Here is a 14,476-nt window from a genome sequence, read left to right on the forward strand (position 1 = left end):
TAGCATCTTATTCTGTCTCAACAAATTGAGCAGTTTCATCCCATTCCGGATTCCATTCTACTCCTTGTTCTTCTGCCCCTTGTTTGTTAATAAATAGTTGTATCTCCGGCGGATATTCAACAGGGATATCACTTGGTTTCTTTTCACCTGTTAAAATTGCTGCTGCCATTTCTCCTGAGCGATAACCGATTGTATAATAATCAATTCCAAATGTAGCAAAACCACCCTTAGCTAATGAATTCGGTTCACCAACAATTAGTGGAATATCTTGTTCATTGGCAACACCAACGACACTATCCAATGCTGAAACTACTGTATTGTCTGTAATAATATAGAATACGTCGGCTTCTCCGACTAATGTCGTTGTAGCTTGTTGAACTTCAGCAGAATTTGCTACTGTTCGCTCAACAAAACTTAAGCTTGTTCCTTTAGCAGCCTCTTTAACAGCCTCAACCTGAGTAACAGAATTTTGTTCTCCCGCATTATAAACCATACCTACTTTTGCATCCGGGAAATTAGCATCAATAAATTCCACGGTCTTTTTAATCGCGTCAGGATGAAGATCAACAACACCAGTAATGTTCTCTCCGGGTTCATCCATAGATTTTACCAATCCTGCATCAACTGCATCCGTTACCGATGTAAAAACTATCGGAATTTCGCTTGTAGCCTGCAAAGCACCTAACGCACTCGGAGTAGAATTAGCAAAAATCAAATCTACATTGTCAGCTACAAAACCATCAGAAATAGGTTTTACATTATTTTGATCATTTTGTGCACTTTGTAAATCATACTCCACATCCAACCCTGCATCATCTAATGCCGATTGAAATCCTTCGTATGCTGCATCAAGTGATGGGTGTTCAACAATTTGCGTTGCACCTATTTTATACGTTTTCTCACCTTCCGATGTGGAATCTCCGTCACCGTCCCCATTTGTACTAGAAGTATTATTTCCACAAGCTGCTAGCACAATTACCCCAAGAATTGCTATTAATTGTAACAATCTTTTCATTCAAGTTCCCCCATCCACTTTTTAAATTATCAAAATATTTAAACGTGATTATACCATACTATTTGATGAATCGCGATATTTTTCTCCAATATATAAATAAGTGCCGCCCCCGGAGGAGCGACACTTATTTATTTTCTTCATCAATATTCATAATTCGTTCTAATACCATTTGATAACCATCACTACCAAAATTAATACATCTCCGCACACGTGAAATAGTTGCTGTGGATGCTTTTGTTTCTTTTTCGATAACATTATAGGTATGCCCTTCTGTAAGCATTTTTGCAACTTGTAAACGCTGGGCGATTGAATGTATTTCTGACATCGTTGCTATATCATCAAAAAAACGATAGCATTCTTCGCGATCCTTAAGTGAGAGAATTGCATCAAAGAACTGGTCTAATTGCTCTCCACGTAATTTGTCAATTTGCACCCTAACCTATACCTCCCGCCTATCACTAGTTCGACACCGTTACCGCACTTTTAATTCCTGGATTATCAGGAATGATATTTATCCATGTTTTCCCTGGGACAAAGCCAACTGGTTTGCCATCTTTTATCGGAATAATCCGTCCGTCCCTATTTTCCCATTGGACTTGCTGAACTTTTCCTTTTTGAATTAAATAGGCGTTACCACCAGATTCAATATCAACCGCACGACGACCAGCATCATCAATAACTTCATGGGGTGTCTCCACAATAAATACGTTATCAACCTGTATGGGCTCTTCTGTTTCCAACTCAACCGTTTTCTCTCGGTCATTGTACCTCGTATATTTTCCACTATCAGCATCATAGTCAAACTCAACTATTTCCATTACTGCGTTATTCGAGTATACGATTTCCACATGTTGGGCAGATTCTCCTGATACGTTCGCTATTTCATCCTTTGACAAGAATGGCAACGGTTCATATTCGGCAGTTACATCATACCCTTTTGACTTTGCAACATCGTAAACCGCATCAAATTGCAAATAGGAATTATGTGGAGCTATCCGGAATGATGCTCGTTTAAATAAATGTCCATCATTGTCATAAAGCGAACCATTTAAATGCTCAATCCCCCGATCAGCAATCATATCATTAACAAAGTTCGCCGCTCCATGATAGACATACAAAGCATTGTAACCATTCGCTAGTTCAAAATAGTATTCCCTCGCACTTCGAACCGGGCCAACAACATCTGGTTTCTCGCTTTGAAACAATGCTAAAAATCGCGTTATTTTACCTTCAGCTAATATTTCAAAAACTACATCTGCTTTGGATAATCCAGTTTGAGGTCTTGCCTTCGAATGATTATTTACCATAACCCCAACAATACGATTATTTAGTTCTTCATTCGTACTAATCCCTGTTAATGGGTAGACATTATTGGATTTCTCCGTGAGATCTGTCTTTTCATCTACTGTGCTGTCTTTCGATTCATTATCACGCGCTTTTTCCTCGTCTTTAGAACATCCTACTAGAAGTATAAAGACAACCAATATACAGTAAAAAAATCGCCTTTTCATATCCACACACCTTTATAAAAGTATATATTCTCTAATTATACGTTATCGCATGGTGGCTGGAAAGAGCACTTCTCGTTTCTTTACATCAATTATGCCTTGCTGTGTCACTCGTATGAACGGTAAATGAGTTGATGATAAAAATAAAATCGTATATACCGGATCGCTGAATGTATACCCAAAATCCTTTAAAATTTTCTTTAGCTCTTTACCTTCTTTTATAAGCTGTTTCATCGTTCCATCGAACATTATACCACCAAGTGTAAGTGGTAATTCAAATAATACTTCTCCTTGATGAACTAAAACAATTCCACCACCTAGTTCCTTTAGACGTCTTGAAGCAATCAGCATGTCATGTTTACTTTTTCCGATAAAGACAATATCACCAGTCGAGGAATAGGAACTTGCAATCGCTCCTAAACGATTTGTAAATCCACGTATAGTTGTATTAACACGCCATGTACCTTCCCGATCCATTAATAACAGAAATGCATCATTATTATTCTCAGGTAGCATTTCAAGTGTAATATCTGTTTCGATTGGATATGGTTTGATAATAACATCATTTATCATATCAAGCCCAATCGGTAATGAAAATTGCAGGTCAGTCGTTTGTAAATTCCAATCTAGCTTCAGTGGACCTATTTCATGCTTCTCCCAATCGATACGTAACTGTTTATTTTCTTCCTTGCCATCCCGTTTAATCCACTTGCCACTTGCCAAAACGCTAATTGGATGCGGATTCTCTTTTTCTTGCAATATATTAATATGTGCAATTCGACCAGGTGCGATACTTCCTATTTGTTCGGTCAATCCAAAATGTTTTGCAACATTATAAGTTGCCATGCCATATGCTTCTTCAAGTGGCACTCCCTTTTTAATAGCAATTTCAAGACAAACATTCATTAAACCATTTTCATAAAAATCTGGTGTTGAACCATCCGTGGTCATAGTTACATTTCCAAACGTGTTTATACCTTCAGCCAGAATTTCATCTAGTAATTTTGGTAAATCAGGTCTGATCGATGAGTGTCTAAGTCCCACTTGATATCCAAGCTGCATTCGTTTAATCGCTTCTGCACCAGTCATTGATTCATGATCAGCATTCACACCTAGAAGCTTCATCTTTGTTAAGGTAGCTTCAGACGCTCCAGGTAAATGACCCTCAACCGGTTTTCCTTTTCGTTTGGACTCCTGCATCCAATATAATAATCTATCATCACCAGCAAGTAGACTCGGCCATGATGTCAGCTCTCCACCTTGGACGACAGAATGATGAGATAGCCAACTAAGTACTTCCTCACTGTTGAACAATGATTCTTCATCCTGCAATGCTGTTTGTGAATCAAATCGCGCCCACCAATACATGGATATTGGTATATGGTTAAACTCTTCCAATAAAGAAAACGCTTTCTTTTTATCTAACAAAAAATGCCACATTAAACTATCATTAATTAACGATGTTGTTCCAAATTGAGCTGCATGGTTCGCAAGTTCTTCAGGATTATATAATTGAAATGGGTGTGCATGTGGTTCAATATAGCCTGGTACAATATATTGATTTTTGCAATCTACTATTTCTGTTGATGTACTATTCTTTGGAAGATTCTCTCCTACATAAATAATACGATTTTCAAAAATCCAAATATGCGCTTGTAACCATTTCATTGTAAACATATTCAAATAGGTGCAATTTTTTAAAATAAGTGTAGGTGCTACCTTGCCATCAATAACAGCAACGTGTTCACGTAATTCGCGATTTCGCCAGTAATACCCATTTTCGTGCATATACAACTCTCCAATTTATAATTTTCTCTATCGTACCATATCTTGTGCTTTAATACTGTAAAGTTACTGTTAATTGAGATGAATTTTTTGTGACAGAGGATGATGTTTCTTTTTTTAGGGATTATTTTTCGCGGATCGGGATGATGCAATGCCGCTCGTACTTGTTGCTCTTTCCCAACATAACAAAAAAGACACCCCTTAGGATGTCTTAACTGTCTTTCCCTATATCTTTCCGATAAAAAAAATCATCCATCTTCCCTACTGGTGCAAGCACTTGATATACATTGTCAATTGCCCCACTAAGAGAGGTGTTTTTTGACCCGACCAGCAAAACTCTGCCGCCATCAGATTGAAAAATATTATCCACTTGTTTAGTCCCTGCATGCACTACAAACGATTCCCCATCCGTTTTAAAATCAGGAAGTTCAATTCCTTTTTGATATGATGCCGGATAACCCTTTGAGGCTAAAACGACACCTGAACAAAAGCTTTCTTCCCAATCTAAATTAGGATTTTTTCCATCTAATACGTCTAACAAAACCTGATCTAGATCATTTTTTAATAATGGCAATACTACCTGTGTCTCTGGATCACCAAAGCGTGTGTTAAATTCAATTACTTTCGGACCGTCCTCAGTCATCATGAGCCCCGCATATAAAATACCAGTAAATGGACGCCCTTCGTTCATTAGCCCTTCAGCCGTTTTTTGCAGGATTGCACGATAGGTGTAAACCAATGTTTCCCCCGAAATATCAGGTACTGGGGCATATGCACCCATTCCACCAGTGTTTGGTCCTTGATCATTGTCATATGCACGTTTGTGATCTCTTGCTGGAATCATTGGATAAACGTTACCCTCATGAACAAATGCCATTAGAGAAAATTCCTTACCTTCCAAACATTCTTCAATAACGATTGTTGCGCCTGCATCAGCAAAAGTTTTAGATACTAGCATTTCATCAACCGCTTGGAGCGCCTGCACTTCTGTTTCAGCAACAACAACACCTTTTCCTGCTGCCAATCCATCAGCCTTAATCACAATAGGTGCACCTTTTGCTAAAATATAATTTTTAGCATCATCTACTTTAGTAAAAGTAGCAGATTCTGCAGTCGGAATTTGATATTTTTTCATAAATTCCTTAGCAAAACTCTTACTTCCTTCCAAAAGTGCTGCTTCTGCTGTTGGAGCAAAAATCGCGAGCCCCTCTTCTTGAAAACGATTCGCAATACCCGCGTTTAAAGGATTTTCCGGTCCAACAATAGTAAGGTCAATCGATTCTGACTTAGCAAAATCTACTAGTCTAGCAATATCCAATTCGTCAATCGCAACACATGTGGCAATCTCTCCAATACCACCATTACCTGGTGCTACGAATAATTGACTAACTCGCTTGCTCTTTGCCAATTGCATCACAATACTATGTTCACGTCCACCTCGACCGACAACTAATATGTTCATCTGAAAGCTCTCCTTATCGAATTAATGTTTAAAATGACGTGTTCCAGTGTAAACCATAGCAATCCCATACTTATCACATACATCAATTGAGTCCTGATCTCGTTTTGATCCTCCGGGCTGAATAATTGCCGTAATCCCTGCTTCGGCAGCTGCTTGAACAGTATCAGGCATTGGAAAAAATGCGTCTGAAGCAAGAACTGCTCTATTCGCTTTTTCTCCCGCTTGTTCAATCGCAATGTTCGCTGCACCGATTCGGTTCATCTGGCCTGCACCTACACCAATTGTTTGATTATCTTTCGCTAAAATAATTGCATTTGACTTCACATGCTTAACAGCCTTCCATGCAAACAGTAAATCCGTAAGCTCATCTTTAGTTGGTTTACGTTTGGATGCGAAAGTGATATCCGCTTCGGTAATTTTGCCATTATCATAGTCTTGCACTAACAAACCACCCATTACTGCAGTAACTTTTTGTCTATTATTTACACCATTGTTGTTCCTTTCAAGCTCCAGCAAACGGATATTTTTCTTTTTCGTTAACACCGAAAATGCTTCATCACTAAAGCTTGGTGCAATAACGATTTCCAAAAATATCTCACTTAGCTGCTGTGCAGTTTCTAAATCTATTTCTCTATTAATAGCTACAATTCCACCGAAAATGGAAACTGGGTCTGCTTGATATGCGCGCTTAAACGCATGATATATCGTGTCTCCGATACCAATTCCACATGGGTTCATATGTTTAATCGCAACAGCAGCCGGTTCATTAAAGTCAGCAATAATCTCAAGTGCTGCATTAGCATCCTGAATGTTATTATAGGAAAGCTCTTTGCCATGAAGTTGTCTTGCTGCTCCTAGTGTTCCAAATACTTCCTTTGGATTTTTATAAAATGCCGCTGACTGATGAGGATTTTCACCATAACGTAACGTTTGTACTTTTTCATACGTAGTTGTAAGTACTTCTGGGAAAGCTTCATCTGTAAAATGATCTGCAATCATTGCATCATAATTGGCTGTATGACGAAAAACCTTTGCAGCTAATTGTTTACGTTTTGTTACATCTAATGTATTTGTTTGGAGTGAATTTAGTACTTCATCATAATCATCCGGATCGACAACTACTGCTACATCCTCAAAATTCTTCGCAGCTGCACGAAGCATTGTCGGACCACCAATATCAATATTTTCAACAATTTCTTCCTCTGTTACCCCTTCCTTAGCTAACGTTTGTTTGAATGGGTATAGATTAACGACAACCATATTAATTGGGGAGATTTCATATTCGTTTAGCTGTTTTTGATGATTAGCATTTTCTCTTTTCGCTAATAATCCTGCATGAATATAGGGGTGTAATGTCTTAACTCTTCCATCTAATATTTCTGGAAACCCTGTAACTTCTTCCACTGCCTTTGCATCGATTCCAGCATTTTGTATAGCCTTTAACGTTCCACCAGTTGAGATAATTTCATAACCATTTTCAATGAGTCCTTTTGCAAAAGTTTCGATGTTTTCTTTGTCCGATACGCTGATTAACGCTCTCTTCTTCATAAAAAAACTCCTCGCTCATTTTACGTATTGTAAAAATACAAATTTGACATTATAGATGACTATACATATTCAGTCACGTCCAGCTCCAGTTCCCAGCGACCTTCTTCCCACCCTTACGATAAGTCAACATCGGTTCTTTTCAGCTCACCGTGTTTCCTTAATCTCATACGGTAGGTATGTTCGATTAAGTTCGCCACTTTGCCCGTGGCAACATCGAGCCACTCGTGTTGCACAGGCGCTCCATACATCGCTAATCGGTCACTTCCACTTTTAGTGATTGCTTGATTAGTTGGTTAATTATACGTGGGTACAACTTGTGTTCAACCTGTTGAATTCGCTTCTGCAATACTTCTTTTGTGTCATCCGGGAAAATTTCAACAGATTCCTGCGCGATGATTGGTCCAGTATCAATTCCAGCGTCGACATAATGAATGGTGACACCAGTTATTTTTACCTTTGCTTGAAAAGCTTGACCAACTGCATCTTTGCCTGGAAATGCCGGTAACATGGATGGATGAATATTAACAATTTTTATTTCATACGCGTTAAGTAAAGTTGGACCAATAATTCGCATGTAACCCGCTAGAAAAATCCACTCTACATTCATTAGTAGTAACCTCTTAACGACTTTCTGCTCGTATTCCTTTTTAGGAATGTTTTTTGGATCAAAGACAAATGTTGGAATATCGTACTCATTGGCAATGTCTATCACTTTTGCACCAGGTTTATCGCAAACTAGGATAGCAACGTCACATGCTAACTGGTTTTCGATTGCCTGCTCAATTATTGCTTCAAAATTACTACCTGTACCTGAGGCAAAAATAGCAACCTTTACTTTATTCATGATAGAAATTGCACTCCTTTTCCATCTGTCACTGCTCCAATACACTTTGCCTCTTCTCCTTTTTCACGTAAAACTTCCAGCGCACACTCTAAATCCTTTTTGTCAACAACAACCGCCATACCAATACCCATGTTAAAGATACCGTACATTTCATCATCTGACATATCTCCTAACTCTTGTAACAATGAAAATATCGCTGGTCGATCATAGCTTTCAGGATTAATAGATGCACCGAGTCCCTCTGGTAGCATCCTTGGAATATTTTCATAAAAACCACCGCCGGTAATGTGAGAAATTCCTTTTACTTCAACGTTTTTCATTAAAGCATTGATAGAATCAGCGTATATTTTGGTTGGCTCTAACAACACTTCGCCTAGCGGTTTATCAAAACTATCATACTGTTTCGTAAAGTCGAGATCCTTAATCAGATTTCTAACAAGCGAATACCCATTAGAATGGATACCACTGGACGGTAATCCAATGATACAATCACCCGCTTTTATCGATTCACCTGTAACAAGCTTTGATTTCTCAGCAATTCCAACGGCAAATCCTGCTAAATCAAATTCGTTATCTTGATACATCCCGGGCATTTCAGCTGTTTCACCGCCGATCAATGCAGCCCCTGCTTGGACACAGCCCTCTGACACGCCTGCCACAATTTGCTCTAATCTTTCTGGATTATTTTTCCCACAAGCAATATAGTCGAGGAAAAATAAAGCCTGAGCACCTTGAGCAACAATATCATTTACACACATAGCGACTAAATCGATACCAACCGAGTCATGTTTATCCAATTGAAAAGCTAGTTTAAGCTTCGTTCCAACCCCATCTGTTCCAGAGACTAGTACCGGTTCCTTATAGCTAAAGCCACTTAGGTCAAACAACCCGGCAAATGCACCAATGCCCCCAAGAACTTCTTTACGGTTTGTTCTTGCAATATGTTTTTTCATTAATTCAACAGCTTGATAGCCCTTTTCAACATCAACGCCTGCTTGCTTATAACGATTAGACATTTGGCATACTCCTTTTTTGAGGGTCAGACCCCGCATCCCATATTCAACACTTCGTATATTCGATCGTTTTTTGACCTTTTTCAACAACAGGATAATTTCCGGTAAAACATGCCGTACAAATTCCTTGATGAGGCAAATCTTCTCGAACAATCGCTCGTTCTAATCCTGCTTCAGATAAGTAGGCAAGACTGTCTGCACCTATTAAGTCTGCCATTCCATCCAAAGAATAATTTGCTGCAACAAGTTCTTCTTTAGTCGACATGTCAATTCCGTAATAGCATGGATTAGTAATCGGTGGTGAAGCAATACGAACATGTACTTCCTTCGCTCCTGCTTCTTTCAACATTCGGACAATTCGTTTACTTGTAGTCCCTCTTACGATTGAATCATCGATCATAATAACGCGTTTTCCTTCTACAATCCCTCGAACTGGAGACAATTTCAGCTTTACTCCTTGTTCGCGTAAATCCTGTGATGGTTGAATAAATGTTCTTCCAACATAGCGATTTTTAATTAAACCTAATTCATATGGCAAACTACTTTGCTCCGCATAACCGATTGCTGCCGAAATACTTGAATCAGGCACACCTGTTACAACATCAGCTTCTACTGGTGATTCCTTAGCCAGCTCAATCCCCATCTTCTTCCGTGATGCGTGGACATTAACCCGATTTACATCACTATCTGGCCGTGAAAAATAAACATATTCCATCGCACACATTGTTCGCGGCTCTGCTTCAGCGAATGTTTTCGATGTAAGACCGTTATCATCAATGATCACTAATTCTCCAGGAACTACTTCACGCTCAAACGTTGCACCAATCAAATCAAATGCACAGGTTTCAGATGCAACAACATACGCCCCTCCTAGTCTACCTATCGATAACGGCCGTAAGCCTCTTGGATCTGTTGCAATATATAATTTGTCTTCTCTCATAATAAGAAATGCATAAGCCCCCACTAAACTCCGTAATGCTTCCATTAGGGCTGTTTCATAATTCTTCGTGCTGTTTCGTTTAATTAAATGTGCAAGAACTTCAGTATCTGATGTAGTTTGAAAAATACTACCCTCTTCCTCTAATTCACCACGAAGCTTATAAGCATTCATGATATTACCATTATGGGCTAATGCTACACTCCCTGTCTGTGAACGGAATAATAATGGTTGAATGTTGTCAATGCCTCCATCGCCTTGTGTTGCATATCGGACATGACCGATTGCCGCATGACCCTGTAGCTCCTGAAAATTGGCATTTTTAAAAACATCATTTACAAGTCCTAAATCTTTATGAATCCTTAACCCTTCACCATCACTCGTCACAACACCTGCACCATCCTGCCCTCTGTGCTGCAGTGCATGCAAACCGTAGTACGTAATCTCTGCTGCTTTCTCATGACCCCAAATTCCAAAAACGCCACATTCTTCGTTTAAGCCTTTGATTTCAGCAAGCATGAAATAGCTCCTTTCCAACGTTTGCAAAGTGTATGAACATTTGCCTCTATTACCTTTTTACCATTTCCAGTTACTGAGTATGTGCTATCACTAGTTACAACGCCAATTTGTCTGGCATCATTAACTGCCTCAGTAAAACGTTTTTCATCCTCGGGTTTTACCGTTACTAGAAAACGCGACTGTGTTTCACTGAAAAGCTCAACCGTCATATCTCCATCTAAATAAGCGCTCACCCCAAAGCCTTTTTCATTAAAAATACTCTCCGCTAAAGCTACCGCGAGACCACCCTCAGCTAAATCATGTGCAGATTGAACTACCCCATGATGAATTGCATCCAAAAGCTGCGTTTGTCGTTTTGCTTCCGTCTTTAAATCAATTGCTGGTGCTTTGCCAGAATAAACTTCATCCGAGTCTTTTCCGGCCAATACATTTTGCAGTTCACTTCCGCCGAACTCTGCTTTTGTTTCACCGATCAAGAATACAAGATCACCCTCATGTTGAAAGTAGCTTGGTGTAAGATGGTCTAATGACTCTAGTAAACCGACCATTCCAACTACAGGTGTTGGAAAAATCGCTTTCCCTCTTGATTCGTTATACAACGAAACATTTCCACTAATAACCGGAGTCCCTAAAGCGCGACAAGCCTCACTCATGCCATCGACGCTTTTTTCCATTTGCCAAAATATTTCAGGTTTAGTCGGGTTTCCAAAGTTTAATCCGTCGGTAAGTCCTAAAGGTTTAGCGCCCGAACAAACAATATTACGGGACGCTTCTGCTACTGCAATTTTCCCGCCAGTTTCCGGGTCTAGATAGATGTAGCGTGAATTACAGTCCGTTGTTATCGCGAGAGCCTTATCGGTACCTTTAATTCGTACAATGGCTGCATCTGATCCCGGCGTCACGACCGTGTTTGTTTGCACCATGGAGTCGTATTGATTGTAAACCCATTCTTTACTTGCGATTGTTGGCTGCTCCAGTAATTTACCAAGCATTTCTGTGTAGTCTGTCACCACTGGAATTTCCATTTCCATTTGTTGAAATTCCTTGAAATACTCCGCTTTCTTTGAAGGCATCTGATAAACAGGAGCTTCCTCTGCTAATGCGTCAACCGGGATGTCGGCAACAATTCCACCATGCTGCTTAAGTCGAAATATTTTTTCTTCGATTACTTCCCCCACTGCAACAGCCTGTAGTCCATATTTTTCAAATACGTCGGTTATTTCCTGCTCGCGTCCTTTTTTAACAACGAGTAGCATACGTTCCTGCGATTCTGACAGCATTAATTCGTATGCACTCATGTTCAGTTCACGCTGTGGAACTAAATCAAGATTCATTTCCATACCCGTTCCTGCTTTACTTGCCATCTCACTTGCTGATGATGTGAGGCCAGCTGCGCCCATATCCTGCATACCAACTAAAGCATCGGAATGAATCACTTCTAAACTTGCTTCGATTAACAATTTTTCCATGAACGGATCACCAACCTGAACAGCTGGGCGGTCTTTATTCGCATCTTCTGCCAAGTCATCAGAAGCAAATGTTGCTCCGTGAATTCCGTCCCGGCCAGTTGGTGCACCTGCATAAAGAACCGTATTACCGATACCAGCTGCAATCCCTTTTTGAATTTCATCATGATTGATTAACCCAACACACATAGCATTAACTAATGGGTTCCCTTCATAGCTGTCATCAAATTGGACCTCGCCACCAACTGTTGGAACACCTACACAATTTCCGTAGCCAGCAATTCCATGAACAACTTCTTTGAACAAATATTTCACACGCTCAGATGTTAAATTTCCAAATCGAAGGGAATTCATTAAAGCAATTGGTCGAGCCCCCATTGAAAAAATATCACGTATAATACCGCCCACACCTGTAGCTGCACCTTGATACGGTTCAACTGCTGATGGGTGGTTATGACTTTCAATTTTAAACACTACCGCTTGATCATCACCAATATCGATTATCCCTGCACCTTCACCAGGTCCTTGTAATACATTTGGTGCTTTTGTTGGGAACTTTTTCAACAATGGTTTTGACGTTTTATAGCTGCAATGCTCCGACCACATAACGGAAAAAATACCTGTTTCCGTAAAATTTGGTTGGCGCTTTAAAATCACTTTAACCATGTCATATTCCTTGTCACTAAGTCCCATCTCTTTATATAGTTGTTCCGCTTCAATCTGCTCCGGACTTATATCAAACGTTTGCAACATGGGATTCCCTCCAGTTTCTGACTATTGACTGAAATACGTTTAGCCCATCATCACTACCGATGATTGCTTCTACTGCCCGTTCAGGGTGTGGCATAAGACCTAATACATTTCCTTGTTTATTAATAATGCCAGCAATATCTGCAGTCGACCCATTCGGATTGTTTTCATACGTAAAAACGATTTGATTATGCCGTTTTAAATCATTAAGTGTTTCCTCATCGCAGAAATAGTTGCCTTCACCATGTGCTATTGGGAATCGAACAACTTCATTTTCCACATATGACTGGGTGAAAAGTGTCCTGTTGTTTACCACACGTAACGCTTCCTGATGACACATAAATGCAAGATCCTTATTGCGCAGCATTGCCCCGGGTAAGAGACCCGCTTCTAATAAAATCTGAAATCCATTACAAACACCTAAAACCGGCTTCCCTTTTGCAACATGTTCTTTTATTTGCTTCATAACATCTGATGTTGCTGCGACTGCTCCTGAACGAAGGTAGTCCCCATACGAGAACCCACCTGGTAAAAGAATCGCGTCATAGTTTTCAAGATTACTATTTTCGTACCAAACGAGATCCGCTTCCTCGTTCAGTACTTCTTTCACTGCATGGTACATATCTCGGTCACAATTTGAACCTGGAAAAACAATCACCGCAAACTTCACGTGCGAACAGCCTCCTCCACCTCAAAACGATAATCTTCAATAACTGGATTCGCTAGCAATTTATCACACATTTCTTTCACACGTTCATCAACGTTTTCATGATCTTCAACTTGTAATTCAATATACTTACCAACACGCGCTTCTGCGACCTCTTGAAACCCTAATGAATGAAGTGAAGCTTGAATTGCTTTGCCTTGTGGATCTAAGACACCTTCTTTTAACGTAATAAACACAGTTACCTTTTTCATGATAAATCCTCCAGTCGTTGTAAAATAACGTTGTATACCTCTATTAAATCACCGGTGCCCTGGCGAAATACGTCTTTATCCATTTTTTCCTGTGTGTTCAAGTCCCACAATCTACATGTATCTGGTGATATTTCATCGGCTAATACAATTGATCCACATGCTAGTCGACCAAACTCGAGCTTAAAGTCTACTAGACTAATATTGATAGATTGGAATAGTTCTGTTAACGCAACATTGATTTTTAATGCTTTTTCTTTAATTTCTTGTAATTCTGATTCTGTAACACTACTTAAAAATAATGCATGTTCATCATTTATCAGAGGATCGTTAAGTTCATCATCTTTGAAAAAAAGCTCGACGATCGGCGGGTCAAATGGTGTATTCTCTTCAATTCCCAATCGTTTCGTAATGCTACCAGTTGCAAGATTACGAACAACTACTTCCAATGGAATTATCTCTGTTTGCTGAACGATTTGCTCATTTTCATTCCATTTTTCAATGAAATGGGTCTCGATTCCCTTATCGTGAAGGAACGAAAAAATCCGCGATGAAATTTCATTGTTCAATCTACCTTTACCATCAAAGCTTTCTTTCTTTTTTCCATTAAAAGCAGTTGCATCGTTTTTATAAGATAAGACAAGCTGATCCATGGTTCCCTCTAACCGGTATACCTGCTTTGCTTTTCCTTCATATAAAAGTTCTGCCTTCACC

The 14,476-nt window shown here is 39.5% G+C and carries 13 protein-coding genes; all 13 read right to left on the minus strand.

What is annotated here, in order from left to right; translation table 11 throughout:
- Positions 1 to 7: 7 nt before the first annotated feature.
- The 13 genes from CS937_RS06935 to purC all read right to left on the minus strand — a co-directional run bounded on the left by CS937_RS06935 (position 8) and on the right by purC (position 14,475).
- Entirely contained in the window at positions 8 to 1,015 is a 1,008-nt protein-coding gene (locus CS937_RS06935) for an ABC transporter substrate-binding protein (RefSeq protein ID WP_099157697.1), read from the minus strand.
- A 124-nt stretch (positions 1,016 to 1,139) separates the two neighbouring features.
- Positions 1,140 to 1,448, minus strand: coding sequence for a YerC/YecD family TrpR-related protein (locus tag CS937_RS06940; RefSeq protein ID WP_099157698.1), 309 nt, complete (start codon positions 1,446 to 1,448; stop codon positions 1,140 to 1,142).
- Between the two features lie 25 nt (positions 1,449 to 1,473).
- Positions 1,474 to 2,526 (minus strand): DUF3048 domain-containing protein, encoded by a 1,053-nt coding sequence (locus tag CS937_RS06945; RefSeq protein ID WP_099157699.1) that lies wholly within the window; start codon positions 2,524 to 2,526, stop codon positions 1,474 to 1,476.
- Positions 2,527 to 2,568: 42 nt separating this feature from the next.
- Positions 2,569 to 4,311, minus strand: a complete 1,743-nt coding sequence (locus CS937_RS06950; RefSeq protein ID WP_099157700.1) for an adenine deaminase C-terminal domain-containing protein — start codon at positions 4,309 to 4,311, stop codon at positions 2,569 to 2,571.
- Between the two features lie 208 nt (positions 4,312 to 4,519).
- Positions 4,520 to 5,770: a phosphoribosylamine--glycine ligase gene (gene purD, locus CS937_RS06955; protein WP_099157701.1), complete on the minus strand. Its 1,251-nt coding sequence runs from the start codon at positions 5,768 to 5,770 to the stop codon at positions 4,520 to 4,522.
- A 21-nt stretch (positions 5,771 to 5,791) separates the two neighbouring features.
- Positions 5,792 to 7,318, minus strand: a complete 1,527-nt coding sequence (purH, locus tag CS937_RS06960) for a bifunctional phosphoribosylaminoimidazolecarboxamide formyltransferase/IMP cyclohydrolase (protein ID WP_099157702.1) — start codon at positions 7,316 to 7,318, stop codon at positions 5,792 to 5,794.
- Between the two features lie 250 nt (positions 7,319 to 7,568).
- Positions 7,569 to 8,162, minus strand: a complete 594-nt coding sequence (gene purN / locus CS937_RS06965; protein ID WP_099157703.1) for a phosphoribosylglycinamide formyltransferase — start codon at positions 8,160 to 8,162, stop codon at positions 7,569 to 7,571.
- Positions 8,159 to 9,178: a phosphoribosylformylglycinamidine cyclo-ligase gene (purM, locus tag CS937_RS06970; protein WP_099157704.1), complete on the minus strand. Its 1,020-nt coding sequence runs from the start codon at positions 9,176 to 9,178 to the stop codon at positions 8,159 to 8,161. Before purM ends, purN begins: the two co-directional genes overlap by 4 nt.
- A gap of 43 nt (positions 9,179 to 9,221) precedes the next feature.
- Entirely contained in the window at positions 9,222 to 10,631 is a 1,410-nt protein-coding gene (gene purF, locus CS937_RS06975) for an amidophosphoribosyltransferase (RefSeq protein WP_099157705.1), read from the minus strand.
- On the minus strand, positions 10,607 to 12,850 hold the full coding sequence (gene purL / locus CS937_RS06980) for a phosphoribosylformylglycinamidine synthase subunit PurL (protein ID WP_099157706.1): 2,244 nt from the start codon (positions 12,848 to 12,850) through the stop codon (positions 10,607 to 10,609). Before purL ends, purF begins: the two co-directional genes overlap by 25 nt.
- On the minus strand, positions 12,834 to 13,517 hold the full coding sequence (gene purQ, locus CS937_RS06985) for a phosphoribosylformylglycinamidine synthase subunit PurQ (protein WP_099157707.1): 684 nt from the start codon (positions 13,515 to 13,517) through the stop codon (positions 12,834 to 12,836). Before purQ ends, purL begins: the two co-directional genes overlap by 17 nt.
- Entirely contained in the window at positions 13,514 to 13,765 is a 252-nt protein-coding gene (gene purS / locus CS937_RS06990) for a phosphoribosylformylglycinamidine synthase subunit PurS (protein WP_099157708.1), read from the minus strand. Before purS ends, purQ begins: the two co-directional genes overlap by 4 nt.
- Complete coding sequence (gene purC / locus CS937_RS06995) at positions 13,762 to 14,475, minus strand: phosphoribosylaminoimidazolesuccinocarboxamide synthase (protein WP_099157709.1); 714 nt, start codon at positions 14,473 to 14,475, stop codon at positions 13,762 to 13,764. The genes purS and purC overlap by 4 nt, the downstream gene beginning before the upstream one ends.
- Between the last annotated feature and the right edge of the window lies 1 nt (position 14,476).

Origin of the sequence: Virgibacillus ndiopensis, from assembly GCF_900187325.1 — a bacterium.
Classification (GTDB): domain Bacteria; phylum Bacillota; class Bacilli; order Bacillales; family Amphibacillaceae; genus Virgibacillus_E; species Virgibacillus_E ndiopensis.